Below are 21859 nucleotides of genomic sequence, written 5' to 3' on the forward strand. Positions count from 1 at the left end.
ATCGCCAATTACCCATTCCTCAGCATAAATTTATAACTATAGGTTTATTATGCTAAATCAAAGAAAAGAAGCTAGCCTGTTTGGCCACCCGGCTACCGCCCAAAAACAGCATACCAGATCCAGATAATATAGATAGGCTGAAACAACAGCCGTGACCAAACATACCACGGTTTGGCTGGCAAATTACCCGGAGGAGGCAACTTGTTGACAGCAACATTGATATTGGCGGGAAACATGGCCATAAGCAGTAGAATCAGGCCCCAGGCAGCCAAGATGCGGGTTTCGGAAAACACCATACCAATACCGAGCATAACTTCGGCAACCCCCGATAACAACACCAGCAACCGTGCATTAGGCATAAAGTTGGCAATCATATACGTAAGCTGGTCCGGTTTGCGCAGATGCATTAGTCCAATCAGCACAAACATCGTGGTAGTGGCCCAAAGCATGTCATTGTGGAAAGTCAGTAAATAGTTATTTTGAGCGATCCAGCCGATTCCGTATAGTAAAGCGGCAATCGATACTAATCCAAGGAAGAAAGCCATAATGAATGTGTCGTTTAATTCGTATGGCAAAATTCCGGCGCAGATCGCCCCTATCCACTAACATTTGTTAGGAAATCAACGCGCTCTACGAATACGACTCAGACTTTCGGGTTCAATGCCAAGGTAGGAAGCGAGATGACGGACGGAAATCGTCTGAACCAGAACCGGATTCTGGTCAACCAACTGAGCATAACGCTGCCTGGCTGTACTGGTCAAAAACTGAACCTCGCGGCTTGTTTTCCGCAGAAAAGCCTGCTCGGCAATCAGTCGGCCAATGCGTTCGGCTGGGTGAGACTCCTCATACAACTGATAAAGATTTGTGCGGCTGAACCGCAATGCCTGCACATCGGTCAAGGCCTGTACACTAAATTCACTGGGTTGCTCTGTCAGAAAGGATGAATAGGCCGAAACAAAATTGTGTTTGAACACGAAGTCAATTGAAATGTCTTTCCCGTCATGATTGAACGATAAACGTACCATTCCCTCAGCGATGTAATAAATGTATCGCTCAACCTCCCCAGCCTCGATCAGAAACTCATTTTTGTCATAGTCAACTGACTCAACGATCGGAACGAAACGAAGCCATTGTTCATCCGTTAACGGGACTAACTCATTGAATCGCTGGTGTAGTCGGTCAAGGTCATTCATCGTTTTATAAACTGTTAATCGCCATAAACGGCTTGAAAGAATGCATCTACCTTGTGCTGATCTTCAGGAAAATTATAGACTTCAACGATCTTTCCACCGTCAATTTTCCAGAGCAGGCACGACATTGCATTCAGGTTATGGTCACCCTCCAGCGAACTCCAGTTCTGGTGACAGTCAATTACAAAGTGATCATTAACCCCAATCACAATCGGGCTGGCCTGAAAAGCAGCCTTACCTAAATGAGAAAAATAGGCCATAACCTCAGCAATGCCGTTTTTCACACCGCTCAACGGGTGATTTCCAGGAATATGCCACCGAATAGCAGGCGAAAGAATTTGTTCAATGGCTGGCAGATTGTTGGTTGCGTATGCCTCAAAAAATTTATGTATAAGGTCGAGATTAGGATGGTTTGCCATGATCGATTTGACTAGCGTTATAAATCTGGCTGCAAAGCTAGGTGCATCAACGGCAGGGAAATTATGAAAAAAGGACTAAGTTTTGTTTGTTTAGGCCATGAGTAGACAATTTGTAAGCTGTTCATCAATTATTGACCAGACAACCAGCCCGTTCGTTATCTATCATCAGCAACTGGGCTGTTTTCACTCCGATTGGCATCAGCATTCCTGGGGTCAACTGATCTATGCCGAAAAGGGTTGTGTCCATCTAACCTGCGTAGGAAAAACCATATTACTTCCTGGTTGGTATGGTGCCTGGATTCCAGCCGATACATACCACGAAATCTGGTCAGACAGTGTTCATCTACACATGCGGGCGATCTGCTTTCCGGTATCGCCTGTCAACAAGTCCCTCAACGATCAGCTTTCCGTGTTTCCCGTTTCGGCTTTGCTCCGGGAAATGATCCGTTATACTGAAAAATGGAGCCAGAGCGATCAGGAGGAGCTGCCTGTCCATACGTTTTTGCAGGCGATTCAGAATCTGCTGCCGGATGAGATCAAAAAGGCAATACCTGTTTGTTTACCTTCTACCCGGCATGAGAAGCTAGCTCAGGTCATCGATTATATCCAGTTGCATCTGTCCGAAAAAGTCAACATCCAGCAGATAGCCCGTCATTTTGGGCTATCGGTTCGCACGTTAACCCGGCTATTTACACAGCAACTGGGCACTTCCTTTTCGAGCTTCTGCAAAATAGCCCGTATCATGAAAGCATTGGAGTTGATCGAGACGGGTCATGACAATGTTTCGCAATTAGCCGATCTTGTCGGGTACGAAAGCCTGTCTACCTTCAGCAACAATTTTCTGGAAATCTGTGGTAACCGTCCATTGCAATTCATTCAGGAAAAAAGACGGTAATTTCAGCTACTTTTTTATTCTCCCGCCATTGGATCGGGGGTTCCATCCGGATCACCCTGAACAGTGCCGTGCGTTGGCAGATTATTTCCCCGAATAAACAATAACCCCGCAACGTGAGGGGCCGCCATCGATGTACCACTCAACGTAGCATATTTTCCATCTTTATAGGTCGATGTGATCCGTACACCGTAGGCGCAGACATCCACGCTGCTGCCAAAATTGGAAAACGAAGCGAACTGGTTCGTCTGGCTCATTGCCGATACAGTAAAGACATTGGCGTGATTGACGCGGGCAGGCGAATAATTGTCGCTGTTTTTACTGTCATTGCCAGCCGCAATTGCAAACAGAATACCAGCATTAGCTGCCTTCAGAATGGCGTTTTCCAGCGTTGCCGAAATTCCTTCACCCCCCAGGCTCATGTTGACAACATCGCCAGCCTTACCGTTTAGCGTCACATAGTTAACCGCCTGTATGATCCCCGACAACCGGCCTTCTCCATCATCGTCCAAAACCCTCAGTGCAACCAGACGCGCGCCGGAAGCAACGCCTGTTATACCAACGTTGTTGTTCTTCGCGCCGATGATCCCGGCAACATGAGTGCCGTGTCCGTTCTCATCATCGGCCGATGTTTGTCCGCTCACAAAAGATCGGCTACGCTCCGTATCGACGTTCAGATCCGGATGATCCAGATCGATGCCGGTATCAATAATCCAGGCCGTTTTGGTCGTTTGCAGATCACCACGCCCGTATCCGGTCTGCTGAATGTTCCAGAGCAGTGTCAACGTTGTCTGCACATCTACACAATTGCAAATAGACATGATCCGGTCTTGCTCAATCGATGCCACGGCCGGGTCCAGTCGTACCCGCTCCAGCTCGCTGGTCGTCAGATTCGCCAGAAAACTGGTCTGTTCGCCCGATCCCAGCACCTCGACCTGAACATTGGCTACCTGATAGTGTATCAGGAATTGTTCGGCTGAGGTTTCGGCAGCAGCGATTCGGGCTCCGGGTGCAGTAGGCAGTGATTCTGTCGGCTGATACGTAACAATGTAAGAACCGGCAATGGCCACCCCATTATTCGAAGAAGCTTTAACCAGACAGTCGGCCGAAAAGCCGGTCGGTTCGAGCGTACTATCAGTCTGGCAGCCGAATAAACTAACGCCAACAAGAGCGACATTGATTAGTGTCGCAAACGGGAGTAAACGTCGCATGAGTCTGTACGAAAGTGAAGAAAGAAAAAACTAATAATAGCGTACAAATCACTTCATGCTCAGTCGATAATCGTTCGTTTAGGTAGATATACGCAGAAAACGGAAAAGTCGTTGCGTACCTTATCGACGCTATCAATTATTTTCTGGAAAGAGGTATAAACACGACCCGTCCGGCCGCCGGAAACCGGGTTTCTGCGATAGGATTCCCGTATCGGCGGTAGAAAGCGGTTGCCTGTTCGGGTGTCAATAAATCAGGATATAGATTGATGCCAGCGAAATTATTGGTACGCAAAAACGAATCGAGAAATTGCCAATCCTGATCTGTAAACGAATAACCGGGCTTTAGAAGTCGGGGCCAGCCATCGCGCAGAAAGGGTTGAATCTGATCGGGATGAAGCCGCCCAAAATATTGCCCGACACCATTTTTATCGTAGAACCGTCGGAATGTAAAAACGGCATTTTGCTGGTCGTAATACGGGCAAAGTCCTTCTTTCGCCCCTACACCATCGGCCCCAATCGTACAGAACGGCCAGTCAAGAACAGCAACGCCGGGCTGTTTCTTCACTAAATCACAGTATTGAATCAGACTTTCAGAAGCCAGATTGACGGGCATTCTTAATCGCTGGGAATAGCCCGTGTACCACTCCGCTCCCATGAGTACAACCAGCAGCCCCACCACCACTTGACCCGGCAGCCGGCGGGGCGGAGTTACCCATATAGCCAGCATACCCAGCAAAATTGGGTAAATTAAACTGGATCGACCCCCATGTCGGTTAAAACTAAACCAGGGGAATAGCTTAAGGGTAGGCAACAAAACGGGATGATATAGAAGACACAAAAGAAGCATTAGTACACCAGGCAGCCATAACCCGACCCGCCGTCGGATTTGCCACCAGCCAATACCCGCTAAAACAACCAGATATAAACCCGGACTGCCCTGAGCGTAGCTCTCGAATGTGTCCCGCAAATAGGGTTTATAATCAAAATCGAACGTATGAAAGCCCGGTAGATGCGGAATTAGTAATCGCACAGGGTGCGACCAAGCCCTGAGTTCCGGCACTACCCCAAAATCGAATTGCCAGGCTGTTATCGCAATTTGCATGGTCAGCGGCAGATATAGCCATGCACTTAAAGCTATGATTATCAGGCAACCTAAAATAAGCATTGACTGGTGTTTCCATTGGACGACTATATAGTCCCGGACCAGCAACGGCCACCGACCAGGCACTGAAAACTGCCGAAAAAGCGTCCCCACCAAAACAGGCATCGTCAGCGTTGTTAAGGTCAGTGCATATCCTGCCACATAGCCGAGCTCCTGCCCCAGTACCTGAAGATGGAGCCATACCCAGACCAGCAAAAACGAAAGGGAAATAGTACGCCGATCCAAAACATCCAGCAACAGTCGGTAAGTCGCCACCATGCACAGAACCGTCCAGTGATCGACACAGACATTCATGTGAACGGGGAACTTCCAGAGTGCATAGAAATTGAATACCGATACGATCAAACCCAGAATGAAAGCTTTTAGCTGACCAAAACGAGGTTCAATAAGCGCAAACGTTCCAACGGCAGTAACGAGTAAACTGTATACGTAATAAAACTGAAGGTAGGGCCCCGGCCCGTCAAATAGCCGATAACACAGGGCATACCAATAGTCGCGCTCGAACCCCCAGTCCAGGAAAACCTGATTGATACCATACGGATAAAACGTCTGGGTGTTAAACAGGTTCAGGTGAGGCAGCGGCCAGAGCATTAAGTTTTTGTTGAAAAAATAGCCGACGTATTCATATTGATCCGTATCATTTCCGTCGGATAGCGGTAAGCTGAAATCACCAACGGCCAGGCTTCCCAGCCCGGCCGTCAGACTAATTAATGCGATATACCAAAGCGTGTTTTTGCGCATCTACCACCGAATCAGGGCCGAACCCCACGTAAAGCCACTCCCAAACGCGGCCACGCAAAGTAAAGAACCATCTTCGATTTTTCCTTGCTCCCAGGCTTCGCATAACGCAATTGGAATGGATGCAGCCGTGGTATTCCCAAATTTATGAATGTTGTTGAACACTTTTTCGTCGGTTAAGCCCAGGCGTTTCTGCACCAGTTGCGCAATGCGAAGATTAGCCTGGTGCGGTACCAGCAGATCAATATCTTTCGGCGATAGGTTCATTTCATCCAGCGCTTCCAGTATAACCTCCGGAAAACGGGTTACCGCATGGCGCAAAACCGTCTGGCCATTCATGTGCGGAATACTGGTATGGTCGTCGTGCAGTGAAATAAACTCTATTTCCTCATCCGTAAACTTAAAATGATCTTTTTCAAAGTAATAACCCGCATGGGCTCCAGGATTGAAACAGGCCAGTTCTTCGGCATATGTACCATCAGCATGGAGGTGAGTCGTTAGAATGCCGCGCCCCGGCTCGTCGCAGGGTTGAATGACAGCGGCACCTGCTCCATCGCCAAACAGAATCGTCACATCACGCCCTGAAGGCGAAAAGTCCAGATTCCTCGAATGCGTTTCAGCCCCTACCACCAGCACATTTTTAAATTTCCCGGTTTTCACAAATTGGTCGGCAATCGAGAGGGCATAAATGAAGCCCGAGCATTGATTCCGAATGTCCAGCGCACCCATGGTCTGGTGCGTGATGCCAAGCTCACGCTGTAGCAATACGCCATTGCCGGGAAAATAATAGTCGGGGCTAAGTGTGGCAAAAATGATAAAATCAACGTCCGCGGGTAAAATACCCGCCCGGTCGATGGCGATGCGGGCAGCTGCGGCCCCCATCGTGGTAGTCGTTTCGCCATGTTTCTTGCGGTAATGGCGTTGCTCGATACCTGTTCGTCCCTGTATCCAGTCTTCAGAAACATTAACCAGCGGAGCCAGCTCAACATTGGGCACAACCCGATCCGGAACATAATAGCCTAAACCGGCAATTCTCGCATTTTTCATCATATGTATAAACAGACTGAGGGCACTTCTTCACCAGGAACAGCCAAAACGGTCAAAATTTGGTATCTTTGTGCATTCTTTCGCAGTTATTTTATCCGTTCATATGGATTACAATCACCGCCAGACCGAGCAGAAATGGCAACGGTTCTGGGACGATAACCATACCTACAAACCAGAAACTCATACGGCCCGTCCGAAGTACTACGTACTCGACATGTTTCCGTATCCATCGGGCGCAGGCCTGCACGTTGGGCACCCACTCGGCTACATTGCATCCGACATTGTGTCGCGCTATAAGCGGCTGAAGGGCTTTAATGTGCTGCATCCTATGGGTTTCGACTCGTTTGGTCTACCAGCCGAACAGTATGCCATCCAAACAGGGCAGCATCCGGCCTTAACGACTGAGCAGAACCTGACCCGCTATATCGAACAACTCAAAAACATCGGTTTCAGTTATGACTGGACCCGCGAAGTTCGCACCTCCGATCCGGCGTTCTATAAATGGACGCAGTGGATCTTCATGGAGTTGTTCCGCAGCTGGTACAATAAAGACACTGACCGGGCTGAACCGATTGAGACGCTCACAGATAAGTTTGCCACCAACGGCACAACTGATGTCCATGCGGTTTGTGATGATGATGTTCCGACATTCACGGCCGCCGAATGGAATGCCATGTCAACGCGGGAATCTTACGAGATAACCTTAAAATATCGCCTGACCTATCTGGCGGAAGCCGTTGTAAACTGGTGTCCGGCATTAGGTACCGTTCTGGCAAACGACGAAGTAAAAGACGGCGTTTCGGAGCGGGGTGGCTACCCGGTCGAGCAGAAGCTCATGCGCCAGTGGATGATGCGCATCACGGCCTACGCCGACCGACTCTTGACGGGTCTGGACACGATCGACTGGACCGAATCTCTGAAAGAACAGCAACGCAACTGGATTGGCAAATCAGTCGGAGCCAGTGTAAAATTCCCGATCAGCTCGAAACAGCGCATTGGTGGCGAAGAGGTGTCCGTGCCTTCATCCTACATTGAAGTTTTTACGACCCGTGTCGATACGATTTATGGCGTTTCGTTCATGGTACTGGCTCCTGAGCATGAACTGGTCGCCGACTTGACCACTCCCGAACAAAAGGAAGCCGTAAAAGCCTATATCGACGCGGCTAAACTCCGTTCCGAGCGCGACCGGATGGCTGATACAAAAGCCGTTACGGGTGTATTTACGGGCAGTTACTGCATAAATCCGCTTTCTGGTGAAGAAGTCCCGATCTATCTGGCCGATTACGTTTTAGCGGGTTATGGCACCGGTGCAGTCATGGCCGTTCCGTCGGGCGATCAGCGCGACTGGAATTTTGCCACCCATTTCGGTTTGCCGATTATACCGATTCTGGATGCCCAGAAGGATATCGACCAACAGGCTGATAACACAAAAGAAGGTCACTACATCAACTCAGGGATCATTAACGGACTGACCTATAAAGAAGCCACTACCTTGCTGGTTAGTTGGCTGGAAGAACGAGGATTAGGCCGTGGAAAGATCAACTACCGGATGCGCGATGCGGTATTCAGCCGTCAGCGTTACTGGGGTGAACCCGTTCCTGTATACTTCAAGGATGGCGGTTCGACAGGTCGATTACCCTATCTGATCGACGAAAGCGATTTGCCGCTGGAGTTGCCTGCCGTTGATAAATATCTACCTACCGAAACAGGTGAACCACCGCTGGGCCGCGCCGAAGGCTGGAAATACAAGGGCGAGTATGACTATGAGTTGAGCACGATGCCGGGCTGGGCGGGCTCGTCCTGGTACTGGTATCGCTACATGGACCCGCAGAACGATTCGGTTTTCGCGAGCAAAGAAGCCATTGACTACTGGCAGAACGTGGATCTTTACATCGGGGGAACCGAACACGCGACAGGCCACTTGCTTTACAGCCGTTTCTGGAACAAATTCCTGAAAGACCGTGGCAATGTCCCTCAGGAAGAGCCATTTCGGAAACTGATCAATCAGGGCATGATTCAGGGACGGTCAAACTTTGTGTATCGCCTGAAAGGTACGGGAGTCGAAGGGTCTTCGCCCGTTTTCATTTCGCTGGGTCAGGTTGGTAATCGTGAGGTTACTCCTTTACACGTCGATGTCAATATCGTTGAAAACGATGTGCTCGACATTGACGCATTCAGAAAATCCCGCCCGGATTTGACTGAAAACGCGGAGTTCATTCTGGAAGAAGATGGTCGCTATATCGTTGGCGCAGAGGTTGAAAAGATGTCGAAGTCGAAGTTCAACGTCGTCAATCCCGATATGATCGTGGAGAAATACGGTGCTGACGTCTTGCGGTTATACGAAATGTTCCTCGGTCCGCTTGAGCAGGCTAAACCCTGGAATACCAACGGTATTGATGGTGTATATCGCTTCATCCGTAAGTTCTGGCGACTATTCTACAAAGACAACGCTACCGGCGAAAGTCAATGGATTGTCACCGATGAGCAGCCGACACCCGCTGAGTTAAAAATTCTGCACAAGACGATTCAGAAAGCGGAAAGCGATATAGATGCGTATTCGTTCAACACGTCGGTCAGTTCGTTTATGATCTGCGTGAATGAGCTGGCCACGTTAAATTGCCACAAACGCGCCATTTTGCAGGATCTGGTGTTGATTCTGTCGCCATATGCTCCACACATTACGGAGGAGTTGTGGGCCGCCCTTGGCAATGAACCCGGAACCATCTCCAAAGCAACATTCCCAACGTTCAACCCGAATTATCTGGTTGAGGATGCGTTCGAATACCCGATCCAGATCAACGGCAAAGTTCGGACTACGATCAGTTTCGCCATCGACCGCGCCCCGACCGAAATCGAACGCGAAGTGCTGGCCGACGAAATCGTCCAGAAATGGCTGGAGGGAAAATCGCCGAAGAAAGTCGTTGTCGTACCAAAACGAATTGTGAATGTGGTCATTTAACTCCTAATTCACAGTGTCATTGAAAAGAATAAAGCCGGCAGCATGTCGGCTTTATTCTTTTCGTATTCCTTTACTTAACCTGACTATGCCTACCTCTACGACCCGCCAGCCCCTTGTGGTGCTGCTACTCTTCTTTTTATCTGGTTTTGCGGCTCTGCTGTATCAGGTAGTCTGGCAGCGCCTGCTGGTATTCTATACAGGTTCCGATACGGTCAGCATCAGTCTGATTGTATCGGCCTTTATGACGGGCTTAGGAATTGGCTACCTGGTTGGCGGATCGCTGGCAGATCGGTCGTCGCCGAAGCAGAATCTGCGTTTTTTTGTAGGAGCTGAGCTGGGCATTATGTTTTTTGCCCTTTTCAGCAAAACAATTCTCTACGACGTTCTTTATCAGTCCAATAATTTACCAACGGATCAGCCATTGGCCGTGTATGCCATTGTATTTAGTATTGTCCTGTTCCCTACTTTTTTAATGGGCGTATCCTTACCTGTCTTGTCGCGCGCCTTTCAATTCGGCGATATGGAGCAGCAGTCGCGATACATCAGTATGTTGTATTTTATCAATACGCTCGGAGCCGCTGTAGGTGCTTTTGTTACCGGTTTTTTGCTGGTTCGCCGAATTGGCTTCGATAACGCCATCTGGGTTGGTGCCCTAATGAATGGTTTCTGTGTAATTGGTGCATGGAGCATGGGGCGCTGGTCAGAAATCTCAAATAAAGCATCGAAGAGACACAGCGAGTTCGGGGAATCGATGCTGAAAAACATCGATTTGCAACCAACTCCCTTCCGTCTAACGCGTACGCTTGTGGTTTGGTCAGTTCAGTATGCTTTATCAGGCTTTGCGGCTCTTTCGCTGGAGCTTATCTGGTTCCGTATACTGGAAACATTGATTAAATCCGTGTCACTAACGTTCGCCATGCTTCTTGCCGTTTACCTTGGCTCTTTAGCCATTGGCACAGCAGTAGGTACCTGGCTCGTGCGCCGACCTGTGTATCAGTCAACCGCCCGCCGGGAACGAACCTTTCTGGTTGCTCAGGTGCTACTCTACTGTTATACAGCCCTGTCGGCAGGTGTGTTTGTCATTGCCATCAGTCGACTATCCGGTCTACAATTTCTTTGGGATTATTTTAACAGTGGTGAACCTGTTTTAAGCCCCCGTTTCAGCCTGTTTACATATGGGGCTGTGCCTCTGTTTTTATTGGGTCTTCCTACCTTCCTGATGGGCTTGAGTTTTTCCTTATCACAGTCGTTGATTCAGGACAATTACACCGAGGTGGGTCGAAAGGTGGGCTGGTTGCAGTTTATTAACATCGTGGGTTCAGCTTTAGGGGCGTGGGCAGTTACCTGGATCGGTTTTTCCTATATCGGTACAGCAACGCTATTAAAAAGTATTGCCGCACTAAGTATTGGTTATATGGTTATTTTACTCCTCCGTCGGCATTGGTCTGTACTGACTACGATGATGGCTGGGGCATTATCTCTAGCAGCGATGCTAAGTATTCCCGACAACGCCCGATTCTGGCAGCTACTTAATGGAGTGACGAAATCAGAGCTTTTTGTTTTTGATGAAAACGAATCAGCAGTATCAGTTATCAAAATAGGACCCGATCAACGAACAGGCACTGTATTTGTAAATGGCCTTGGGCAAAGTGGCCTCCCATATCATATTGATGCTGTTCATACGCTTCTGGGCGCATTACCCGTAATGGTTCATCCCAATCCGAAGCAGGTTGCCGTAATTGGACTGGGCTCGGGTGGAACGGTCAATGGAATTGCCGGACGATCGGAAACGAACCGGATCGATTGCTTTGAGATCGCATCGAATCAGGCGCTGGTATTAGCCAATTATGCCGACCGCGTTGGCGATACTACTGTGAATAGGGTGTTGAGTGATCCACGACTGCATTTGATTTTCCGTGACGGGCGCTATGCCATTCGCAACAGTAAAACTCGGTATGATGTTATCGAAGCAGATGCGCTCCGTCCCCTTTCAGCCTATTCCGGTAACATCTACTCAAAAGAATATTTTGAACTGATTCGGGAACGACTTAAGCCAGGCGGGATTGCCGTTACCTGGTGTCCTACAGCCCGTGTGCTGCATACTTTTCGGGCAGTTTTCCCCTATGTTGCTTATTGCGACAAACTGGTTTTGCTCGGAAGCAATCAGCCTATTTCTCTAGATTGGCCAGTCATTGAACAACGGGCGAAGACCCCCTTCAGCCAGCAACATTTTGCCCGATCTGGAATCGATATCTGGCCACTATTGAATCATTACCGATTGGAAATGCGCCTGTTGCCAAAGGTTACCGGGCTGCAACTTGAAATCAATACCGACCTTTTCCCCAGAGATGAATACAGCATCCGGGTTCAGGACAGGGCAAGCTTTTAATAGCCTGGAATTCCCCGCAGGGCTTAGTCATGCCGTTCGTCTGGATGTGAGAAAAACATGCCAAAGCCCTGTGAGATAAAATTAAACTGATGTCCGTTACTTTATACTCGACACGGCCTGCTGAGAAGCCAGTGCTTCACGTACCTTTGCCGCAATTTCGACCGAGTGTCGACGCGCCTGATGATCAAAAATTGGAACCGAAATGATCAATTCATCCGCTTTGGTCTGTTCAATCAGGTTGGCCAGTCCGCGCTGAACAGTTTCGGGTGAACCGACTGCTGAGCAGCTAAGTACCTGTTCGATTCCCGCCAGTTCATAATCTGGCCAGAGAGCAGTCAGGTCATCGACGGGAGGTTGCATCTGGCGGGCTTTTCCGCGACGAATGTGCAGAAACTGTTGTTGAACCGATGTAAACAGGCGTTCTGCTTCCTGATCCGTATCAGCCGCGACCACATTTACTGCGACCATTGCGTAGGGTTCTTTCAGGTACTCAGATGGTTTAAACCGCGACCGATAAACTTCCAGCGCCCGCATGAGCTGCGTTGGGGAGAAATGGGAAGCAAACGCATAGGGCAATCCAAGCATGGCGGCCAGTTGTGCCCCAAATAAGCTCGAACCCAAAATCCAGACAGGAATAGCGAGCCCTACACCCGGTATAGCCTGCACAAACTGATTCGACTCATCGGGCTGAAAATAGTGCATCAGTTCAACAACATCCTGCGGAAACGTATCGACATCGGTAGCCTCCCGGCGGAGCGCCCTGGCAGTTACCTGATCGGCACCAGGTGCACGGCCTAATCCGAGATCGATCCGACCCGGATAAAGGGACTCCAGCGTACCAAACTGCTCGGCTATCACCAGGGGTGAATGATTAGGTAACATAATACCGCCCGCTCCTACCCGGATCGTTGTTGTACCACCGGCGATATAACCGATAACAACCGAAGTAGCCGCGCTGGCTATCCCCGGCATATTGTGGTGTTCGGCGACCCAGTAGCGATTAAAGCCCAACTGTTCGGCATGCCGGGCGAGGTCCAGTGAATTATGCAAAGCCTGCGATGCGGTGCTACCGGCAACAATGGGTGAAAGATCCAGAATTGAAAAGGGAATCATACTTCGTTGATGTAATCTGGGCTTTCGCCCGAAGCCGTGCCACGGTTTGTGTATGAAATTTAGTTAACCGTGGCACGGCTTCGGGCGAAAACCCTGGTTATTAATTCATTAAAAGAATAGCCCATGAAAATGGAGATGGTCAATTCTTGCTGTTAAATAGACCTGGCGTTGCGTAGCAACCGGAAACGGTTATGAATTGTGGCTTGGGGACTCTATTTTCACGGCGTTTACAGGGTCAGATACCACCCATTATTATTCAGTCAATCGGCAAATCACTGCTTCAGCAACAATACGACTTATCAGAACGGTTCCTTGGAGTATATAGTGACATAACGCTTTCCGGGAATTCCTGCTGCTTTTTTTTAATACGCATGACGACAAAATACATCTTACTCTTTGGCTTAGGATTCAGCCTGGCTACCTGTTCACCAGCCACTTACACTAAAATTCCAACGGGTGGTGGCCCAACGTTTTTCAGCTATAAATCCAACAACGGTCCGGCAAAAATTTCGGCCCACCGGGGCGGAGGTGATCTGAAAGGCTACCCCGAAAACTGCATTGAATCGTTTGCGTTTCTGGCTAAAAAGTTACCCGTCATTATTGAATGCGATATTGACCTGACCAAAGACAGCGTTATGGTGATGATGCATGATGCCACGCTCGACCGCACAACGACCGGTACAGGCAAACTGATCGACAAAACCTACGCCGAGCTAGCCCAGTATCGACTGGAAGACAACTTGGGGAACGCAACGCCATACAAAATTCCTACGCTGGAAGAAGTACTCAATTGGGGAAAAGGGAAGGTTGCGTTTACGCTCGATGTCAAACGCAATGTGTCCTTTGAAAAGGTCATAAATATGGTTCGCAAAACCGGGATGGCCGATTATGCGGCTGTAATCACCTACAATGCCCAGGATGCGGCCAGGCTCAATAAGCTCGATCCGAATTTAATGATTTCGGTCACGATCCGGAATCACGCAGAATATGATCGGCTTCATGAACTGGGTATTCCTGACAATCGGATGGTTGCCTTCGTTGGCGTTAAAGAACCTGAACTTGAGCTGTATCAATTTCTGCATCAAAAAGGTATAGCCTGCATTCTGGGCACCCTCGGAAACCTGGACAAACAGGCTGCGGCCAAAGGTGATCAGGCCTATAAAAAATTCGCCGAAAACGGGGCCGACATTATGTCTACAGATCGGCCACTGGAAGTTTGGCAAGCCGTGAAATGAACAGCTAAACCAATCAAAACTGCTGGCAACGGCGTTGTCGTTTGAGGTTGCGATTCTTGCCACCAAACTGAAAAAGGGAATCAAAGCCATACCAGATGCTTATTTCGTGGGCTCCACCTGTCGCATACCGCATGGATGACAGAGTCACATCATAACTGTACTGAACCATCAGTTGATCGAACTGAAAGGCGATGATACCTACCAGCGCGTCGCTCTGAAAGGTTGTTTGCCCTATTTTTCGAAGCGGAATGCCCCTATACCAGAGTCCCAGCATCAAGGGTGAATAAATGAGGTTCAGCCCAACATCCAATTGCAGATTGTTTCCCTGTTGGCGCAGATAACCTGTCAGGCCAATGGATTGGTCTCGGTTTTGCTGATGCGCGTATCCTTTATTCCAGACCCGCCCCTCAAATGGCAATTTGATACCGGCCATACCACTAATTCGCTGACCCAGCCAATCGCCCCGAAGCTGCGAGCGTCCAATGTGATTGACCGTAAGCCCGGCCCAGTACGATGCCAGATTATCGCCAAGTTCGTGTTCAAACAGGAGGCCACCCGTAAAATCGACACTTTTCCGCGTAAACGTCCCCTGCGATAACGGGTCATTACTCACTTGATTAACCAGCCCTCCCAATGCATACTGATCGGCAAACGACATACCACCCGGATTGATCTGGTTACCAATGTAAGCGGCCTGTAACCCAAAAATCAGTCGGGCTTCCCGATCAGAATCCTGCATCAGTGGCACCATATACGATGCCTGACCGCTAACCTGGGTGGTTTGAAAAGCACTCCCCTGCCAATCACCGATAAGTTGAACACCAGCCCCCAGTCGGTGGTCTTCATCGTAGGAGTCGAACGAAAAAGCTGCGGTATGGTAGCTGGCTGGTAAGGCAGGCCACTGGCTTCGGTAATTGGCAATCAGTCGGGCAGATCCGGCACCGCCCGCAAACGCAGGATTGTGATAAATCGGGTTGGCGTAAAACTGGGAGAATTGAGGGTCCTGGGCATAACTTAGTATTGACCAGCAGACCAGCAAAGCGCTTAATACAACGTTTCGGAGGAATAGGGGCATGTTACCTTTACGAATTGGAGTGGATTAACAAAGAAACGTCCGAAAAGTAGTTTCACCAACAAATTGACCCACTATTGCCAGCGAGTTGAGTAAACGTTACTATATTGCCAGCATCCACTCCTTATTCAAAAATGCGAACCTCAACACTTCGTCTATTAATCAGCCATTTAGTGCTGATTATGCTTCTACCGGCTATTTCTGCATTGGGTCAGATCGGGCCATCGATTAAACCGAAAGATGGCCGCTACGACATCTGCCTGAAAGAAGGTCAGACCAAAGTTACAGTTACAATTCTCCTCGATGTTCCGGCAGGGGCCACCTGTACCCTCAACAACTTTAAGATCGAATGGGACGATGGCAAAGTCGATCAGATCGTTTATGATCCGAATAAACTGGAGCTATCGCATGAGTACGATGTTAAAGATTTCGTTGAACGATGCTCGAATGACGACGACAAAACCATAAAATTTAAGCAGACCGATAATTGCGGCTCGGGAAATCCAGCCAACAACAGTTTCGACATTACCTTCCGAAATACGCCACGGCCCAAATTTACAGCCTCACCCATTTGTGCTGGTCAACAAATTACCCTCCAGAACCAGACTTGTCCACTCAGCAGTCAGAACACTTACTCCTGGACTTTTGGTGACCAGGGTCTACCCAGTTCCAGCAACAGCCACACCTATGCCAACAAAGGCACATATACGGCAACGTTAAGTGTATCGGGTGTTTGTGGAACCAGCGGCCCTTATTCTGCACCGATAGAGGTCCTGGAAAAAGCAAAAGCGGCTATTGCCGATTCAGGAGCTGTCAAAATGAGTAACGATACGGCATTCGTTTGCCTGACCAGCGGAGCAATCCTGCGCTTCGATGGGACAAATTCTACCGGAGCTACCAGCTATAACTGGAACATTCCGGGATCAGTTACTTATCTGGATAAAACCAACGGCAATTCCCCTAAGCCTAAGGTACAGTTTACCAGAGCGGGCGATTATACAGTAACGCTTAGTGTGGATAATCCATGTCGTATTCCAAGTCAGATCAAACTTGTTGTGCGGGTGTTGGACTTACCAAGTCCCACGCTAAAATCGCAGCCCAATGTTTGTGAACCCTTCACTTATACCGTCGCAAATCCTATTTCCGGCGCTACTTACACGCTCAATGGGCAGCCTTTTGACCCCATTGTAGGCGTCCCATTAGCACTCACGTCAACGCCCTATGTTGTTTCGGCCTCCACAGCAAATCTCTGTGGTTCCCGGCCTGTTTCAATTACATTTTTTGTCAACAAACCCAGCGATGTTAAGATAACCTCGTTACCAAAATCATCTACCGTCTGTGCAAACAGTAATCCGATAAAGCTAAAGGCGGATCAACCCGGTGGAACCTGGACCCTGAAAAATACCATATCGGGCATACAACTTAATGCAAGGGCAGGCGATACAACGCTGATCGTTGGCGGTAGCGGCACGGTCCAGCTCGAATATTCACTTGGTCAGGGCGCCTGCCGCGTAACTGACCAGGTTGAGGTGACAGTTTCGGGCGTTGGCGTTTCGGCCAGTAACATTACAGCCTGCGCCAGCGAAGGGCGAGTCAAGCTATCGGGTAGCCCGGCGGGAGGAACCTGGACAACGACTGATTGCTCGGGTTGTATACGGAACGATTCGCTCATATTAGGCGGCCTGACGAGCAACCTGCTGCGATTTACGTATCAGGTAAGCAATGCGGGTGGCTGTCAGGCTTCAGCTAATTTTACGGTTACAGTGGGACAACCCAAGGCCGCGTTTTCAATCACTGGTCAATGCAGCGATAAACCGGTCACTGTCAATAACACCTCAACAGGAGCCGACACCTATGAGTGGATCGTCAATAGTATGACCATCGCAACTGGTCGGCAACCAGCATTAACCTTACCGGCTGGTCCTCAAACGGTAACCTTGCGGGTTAAATCCGGGGGTTGCCAGAACGAATCCCAGCAGGTCGTAACCCTAACGGCTCCCCCTCCTACCGTGATCCTCACCCCAAATAATCCAGCGGGCTGCGCGCCCCTGGCCGTTACGTTCGCTGTCAATGGAACTGCTCAGGCCGGTGTTACCTACCGCTGGAATTATGGCGACGGCGTGACCGCCACTGATTTCACCGCCACAGGTCATACCTACCAGAACGCGGGGCAAACGACCCGAACCTACACGGCAACTTTAACAGCAGCTAACGGATGCGGTTCGCAAACCGCGACCGCCGGTCTTACCGTTCGACCACTTGCCTTTGCGGAAATTGGCGTCGATTCGACCAATGTTCGCTGCACACCCGCAACCATCCGTTTCTCGAACCGCTCCGTTGGCCAGGGACAAACCAGCCTGTGGGATTTTGGGGATGGTTCTTCCCGCCAAACCACGCAGGATACTATTTTGCACCTCTTCTCGGCCCGCGATTCTGCCCGAACCTTTCGGGTGAGCCTTATTGTCCAGAACAGTTGTGGCCGCGATACGGATGCCGTTTCGATTCGGGTTTATCCGAGTCTTGTGCGCCCCCTGTTTAACCTGTCGAATGCTCGCCCGTGTGCGGGAGAAGCGATTCAGTTTACGGATGCAACCGTTCCGCGCCCAACGTCCTGGGTATGGCGGTTCAGCGATGGAACCACAGAAACAAGCCCGAATCCCCAACATCGTTTCCCCGAAGCAAATAAAACCTATACGATCACCCTGATCGCGTATACACCCTGCGGTTATGATTCCCTACGTCGAACCATCCAGACAACAACTCCTCCACCGGCGAGTTTCGCCCTGGCAGCTCCGTATGTGTGCCGTGGTCTGTCGGTCGCTTTCACGAATAAAAGCAATCCGGCGAATCGGTTCCGCTGGAATTTTGGCGATGGCTCCCCCATCGATTCCGTCAACTTTTCCCCTAAGCACACGTTTTCCGGAACACAAACCAATTACAACGTTACGCTAACTGTTATAGGCGCTACACCCGGTTGTTCCTCTACATTAGCCCAACCAGTCAGTGTTCGGGATGCGCCAAAACCCGATTTTAGCATTGAAGGCGGAGCCGATGTATGTACACCTGGCCCTGTTCGGCTTATTAGCACCGACCCCAATGCCACGCAATTCCGCTGGCAACTCAGTAATGGTCAGGTCCTGACAACACCCAAACCAGAGTTGGCGCTACCACCAGGCCGCTATGATGTCAAATTGACCGTCAGCTACGATCAGGGTGTTTGTGCCGATTCAAGCAGTCGCCCGGACGCCATAAATGTACTGCCCTGCGAAGTTGTGGCACCCGAAGCGTTTACCCCCAATTCGGATGGAATTGGCGATACCTGGACACTCTTCGGCGACACGGGCGTAACGCGTATTGTACGACTGCGCATCTGGAATCGATGGGGCGAAATTATTTTCGACGCCAGTGATATTCCCCTAAACAGCAGTAATCCAGGAGAATGTTGGGACGGAACGAATCGGGGGGTTCGGATGCCAACGGGACAATACCCTTACGAAGCCGATGTTATCCTCCGGGGGGAAAATCACCAAAAACGAGTAGGCAGCATTGCACTGATACGCTGAGCCTTATACGAAATTTGTCAGTAATTTGTATTTACACATCTCATTACAGTATCTTTGTACCCTCGCACTTCGTTAAACTAAAGCGGCACTTTATTGTGCCGCTTTTCATAAATACACAAATCTATTTATTCGATAGAATTTAAGCACTATGAATAGTCAGGACGAGACCGAACTGGCATCAACCGGAGCAACCGTCGCACCGACCGCACTTCCATTTGATCTAAACGGCTTAAAAATCAACTTACAGGGCAACCTGAATCAGACTGAAGCCCAAGCTATTGCGCTTCGGGCTGCTTTTCCTGACGCAGAGATCATAACCACGACCGATTCTCCTCCCCGATTTAAGCAACCATTACTTCGACGTCGCACCCGCACCGAAATTGCGATCTACGTTTTCGCAGCACTCGCTCTGATGATCGTTGGTCATTTGCTCTTCAGCTATTTTACGCTGGACCGTTTGACGTTGCTTGCCAATGATATCGACCTTACTCCCGACATTTTCTATTTTATACTGGCGGGTTTTGTAGCCCAAATGATTGATGGGGCGCTGGGTATGGCCTACGGCGTGACGGCCACCACTTTTCTAACCAGCGTAGGAATCAGTCCGGTTTTTGCAACAGCCAGTGTACACAGCTCTGAAATTTTCACCTCGGGTGTTTCGGGCTATATGCACCTGAAATTTGGCAACGTAAATAGTCGGTTGTTTAAAATTGTGCTCATTCCAGGTGTCATTGGAGCAGCGCTCGGAGCTTTTCTGATCACCAAACTGGCTGACCTGGAAGTAGTGTCCAAGTATCTCTCTCCTGCAATTTCAGTCTATACCGCCATTTTAGGTATTCTTATTCTCCAAAAAGCCCTTGTCAAACGGACGAAGAAAAAACCGGTTCGTCAAATTGGGCTGCTGGCCTGGTTTGGTGGTTTTGTCGACGCCATTGGTGGAGGAGGCTGGGGGCCAATTGTGAACACAACGCTGATTGCTTCGGGACGACACCCTCGGTATACCATCGGCTCAGTCAACCTGGCCGAGTTTTTTGTGTCCTTTGCCTCATCAGTCGTATTTGCACTCTACGCCGGACTAGGGAATTATGGCCTTGTTATTTTAGGTTTGATTCTCGGTGGTATGATTGCGGCTCCCATTGCGGCTATTCTGTCGCAGAAACTACCCGTTAAAACGATGATGATTTTAGTCGGAATCGTGGTGATTTTGGTAAGTTTGCGCAAAATTATTCTATTCTTTTAGTAGCTGGGCCAAGCGGGAACTTCGCCTGTCAAATTACACGGGCCAAACTGAAATCTGGCTCAGATAAGTATGAAAAAACAAACCAAAGCCATCCGTACTCAGGCGCAGAAATCGCAAAATCGCGAACATTCTGTACCGCTGTATCTAACATCAAGTTTTGCCTTCGAAAGTGCCGAACAGGGAAAAGCCTTGTTTGAAGAAACCGAAGAAGGCAATATTTACTCGCGCTTCTCGAACCCGAACGTGACCGAGTTTGTCGATAAGGTCTGCATGTTGGAAAATGCCGAAGATGGCATTGCCACCGGTACGGGCATGGCGGCCGTGTTTGCGAGTATGGCTGGTTTATTAAAATCAGGTGATCATCTGGTGGCCTGTCGGGCCTTGTTCGGATCGGCCCATCAGATCATCACGCAGATTCTCAGCAAATGGGGCATTACACATACCTATGTAGACGCCACAGCCTCCGAAGCGGAATGGGAAGCTGCCATGCAACCCAACACCCGGATGGTCTACCTGGAAACTCCCTCGAATCCAGGTCTTGAACTGGTTGATCTGGAAATGCTGAGCCGATTGAAAAAGAAATACGGCTTTATTCTGAACGTCGACAATTGCTTTGCCACTCCCATTCTGCAAACCCCAATTGATTTTGGCGCCGATTTATCGATTCATTCGGCTACCAAATTTATGGATGGTCAGGGACGTGTACTGGGTGGTATCGTTGTTGGCTCAAAAGAATTGATTCAGCCGATTCGGTTCTTTGCGCGGCATACGGGGCCGTCGCTATCTCCGTTTAATGCCTGGATCTTATCGAAAAGTCTGGAAACGCTTGATTTACGTATGGAGCGTCATTGTCGCAATGCGCTGCAACTGGCCGAAGCGCTGGATACACACGCCGAAGTTGAACGGGTGCTGTATCCATTCCTTCCCTCCCATCCACAATATGATCTGGCCAAGCGGCAGATGAGCGCGGGTGGCGCCATTGTAACGATCGAGCTTGAAGGTGGATTCGAGCGTGTGAAAGCATTCTTCGATGCATTGACTATTCCTACCCTTTCATCAAATCTCGGCGATTCGCGTACCATTGTAACGAACCCGAACACAACGACACATGCCAAATTGAAGCCTGACGAAAAGGCTGCCTTAGGTATTACGCCGGGCCTCATTCGTATTTCGGTGGGTCTGGAAGCGATTGAGGATCTGATCGAGGATTTCACGCAGGCAGTAGAAAAATCTGCCGAAGTGGTTAAAGAGAAAGTCGCCTAACGTATGCGTCACACGGCTAAGCGTTGGGGGGTTGACAACTTTTTTCTTGGCCGTTTGAACAGACGAGCATTCAGGTTTCCCGGAACAGGTTTTTTGCCCGAAAAGACGGGAAATTAGACGGGCAAACGGGTTATGACTTTACGGTGTATGAAGTCCGAATGCGGATTCGGCTGTAAGACAAAAATAAGAACAGGCCAGCGAAGTTTCATAGCCTGAAGCCCTTGCCACTGACCCGTTTGCGTAGTCTGCAAAGCACATTCATGTGGAAACTAAACCGGATGAATTAACGTCATTAGGGAACAATGTGATTGTTTTGGAAATTCTTGGTGCTGCCCGCCAGTTGGCTAAAACCGTAGGGCCGTATCA

The 21859-nt window shown here is 49.4% G+C and carries 15 protein-coding genes; 7 read left to right on the forward strand and 8 right to left on the reverse strand.

All coding sequences use genetic code 11. The annotated features are described in order from the left end of the window. Nucleotides 1–92: 92 nt before the first annotated feature. The 3 genes from G8759_RS20415 to G8759_RS20425 form a co-directional block, all read right to left on the reverse strand. Nucleotides 93–545, reverse strand: coding sequence for a DoxX family protein (locus G8759_RS20415; RefSeq protein ID WP_167211626.1), 453 nt, complete (start codon nucleotides 543–545; stop codon nucleotides 93–95). 75 nt (nucleotides 546–620) lie between these two features. Further along, nucleotides 621–1193: a Crp/Fnr family transcriptional regulator gene (locus G8759_RS20420; RefSeq protein ID WP_167211629.1), complete on the reverse strand. Its 573-nt coding sequence runs from the start codon at nucleotides 1191–1193 to the stop codon at nucleotides 621–623. A gap of 14 nt (nucleotides 1194–1207) precedes the next feature. Beyond that, nucleotides 1208–1609, reverse strand: a complete 402-nt coding sequence (locus G8759_RS20425; RefSeq protein ID WP_167211632.1) for a nuclear transport factor 2 family protein — start codon at nucleotides 1607–1609, stop codon at nucleotides 1208–1210. Nucleotides 1610–1706: 97 nt separating this feature from the next. Between G8759_RS20425 and G8759_RS20430 the strand changes: the two genes are divergently transcribed. Continuing rightward, complete coding sequence (locus tag G8759_RS20430) at nucleotides 1707–2504, forward strand: AraC family transcriptional regulator (RefSeq protein WP_167211634.1); 798 nt, start codon at nucleotides 1707–1709, stop codon at nucleotides 2502–2504. A gap of 14 nt (nucleotides 2505–2518) precedes the next feature. Here the strand turns inward: G8759_RS20430 and G8759_RS20435 are convergent, their stop codons facing one another. The 3 genes from G8759_RS20435 to G8759_RS20445 all read right to left on the reverse strand — a co-directional run bounded on the left by G8759_RS20435 (nucleotide 2519) and on the right by G8759_RS20445 (nucleotide 6659). Next, a complete protein-coding gene (locus G8759_RS20435; protein ID WP_167211637.1) occupies nucleotides 2519–3712 on the reverse strand; it encodes a S8 family peptidase in 1194 nt (397 codons plus the stop codon). 136 nt (nucleotides 3713–3848) lie between these two features. After that, a complete protein-coding gene (locus G8759_RS20440; RefSeq protein ID WP_232073884.1) occupies nucleotides 3849–5615 on the reverse strand; it encodes a hypothetical protein in 1767 nt (588 codons plus the stop codon). Further along, on the reverse strand, nucleotides 5616–6659 hold the full coding sequence (locus G8759_RS20445) for a 3-oxoacyl-ACP synthase III family protein (protein ID WP_167219134.1): 1044 nt from the start codon (nucleotides 6657–6659) through the stop codon (nucleotides 5616–5618). It abuts the gene before it with no gap. Between the two features lie 103 nt (nucleotides 6660–6762). On the opposite strand from G8759_RS20445, the gene leuS reads away from it, so the two are divergent. After that, nucleotides 6763–9618, forward strand: a complete 2856-nt coding sequence (gene leuS, locus G8759_RS20450; RefSeq protein ID WP_167211640.1) for a leucine--tRNA ligase — start codon at nucleotides 6763–6765, stop codon at nucleotides 9616–9618. Nucleotides 9619–9703: 85 nt separating this feature from the next. Beyond that, nucleotides 9704–12007, forward strand: a complete 2304-nt coding sequence (locus tag G8759_RS20455) for a fused MFS/spermidine synthase (protein WP_167211643.1) — start codon at nucleotides 9704–9706, stop codon at nucleotides 12005–12007. 96 nt (nucleotides 12008–12103) lie between these two features. Here G8759_RS20455 and G8759_RS20460 read toward each other — a convergent pair whose 3' ends face one another. After that, nucleotides 12104–13120, reverse strand: coding sequence for an LLM class flavin-dependent oxidoreductase (locus tag G8759_RS20460; protein WP_167211648.1), 1017 nt, complete (start codon nucleotides 13118–13120; stop codon nucleotides 12104–12106). A 371-nt stretch (nucleotides 13121–13491) separates the two neighbouring features. On the opposite strand from G8759_RS20460, the gene G8759_RS20465 reads away from it, so the two are divergent. After that, the gene (locus G8759_RS20465) at nucleotides 13492–14355 is read left to right on the forward strand and encodes a glycerophosphodiester phosphodiesterase family protein (RefSeq protein WP_167211651.1); all 864 of its coding nucleotides are present in this window, start codon (nucleotides 13492–13494) and stop codon (nucleotides 14353–14355) included. 13 nt (nucleotides 14356–14368) lie between these two features. On the opposite strand, the gene G8759_RS20470 is transcribed toward G8759_RS20465, so the two are convergent. Then, entirely contained in the window at nucleotides 14369–15430 is a 1062-nt protein-coding gene (locus G8759_RS20470) for a PorP/SprF family type IX secretion system membrane protein (protein WP_167211654.1), read from the reverse strand. Between the two features lie 131 nt (nucleotides 15431–15561). Between G8759_RS20470 and G8759_RS20475 the strand changes: the two genes are divergently transcribed. The 3 genes from G8759_RS20475 (at nucleotide 15562) to G8759_RS20485 (ending at nucleotide 21493) form a co-directional block, all read left to right on the forward strand. Continuing rightward, nucleotides 15562–18990 (forward strand): PKD domain-containing protein, encoded by a 3429-nt coding sequence (locus G8759_RS20475; RefSeq protein WP_167211657.1) that lies wholly within the window; start codon nucleotides 15562–15564, stop codon nucleotides 18988–18990. Nucleotides 18991–19138: 148 nt separating this feature from the next. After that, nucleotides 19139–20230, forward strand: coding sequence for a sulfite exporter TauE/SafE family protein (locus tag G8759_RS20480; RefSeq protein ID WP_167211660.1), 1092 nt, complete (start codon nucleotides 19139–19141; stop codon nucleotides 20228–20230). A 69-nt stretch (nucleotides 20231–20299) separates the two neighbouring features. Further along, nucleotides 20300–21493, forward strand: a complete 1194-nt coding sequence (locus G8759_RS20485; protein ID WP_167211663.1) for a trans-sulfuration enzyme family protein — start codon at nucleotides 20300–20302, stop codon at nucleotides 21491–21493. The last annotated feature ends 366 nt before the right edge of the window (nucleotides 21494–21859 follow it).

It is taken from the genome of Spirosoma aureum (genome assembly GCF_011604685.1).
Classification (GTDB): domain Bacteria; phylum Bacteroidota; class Bacteroidia; order Cytophagales; family Spirosomataceae; genus Spirosoma; species Spirosoma aureum.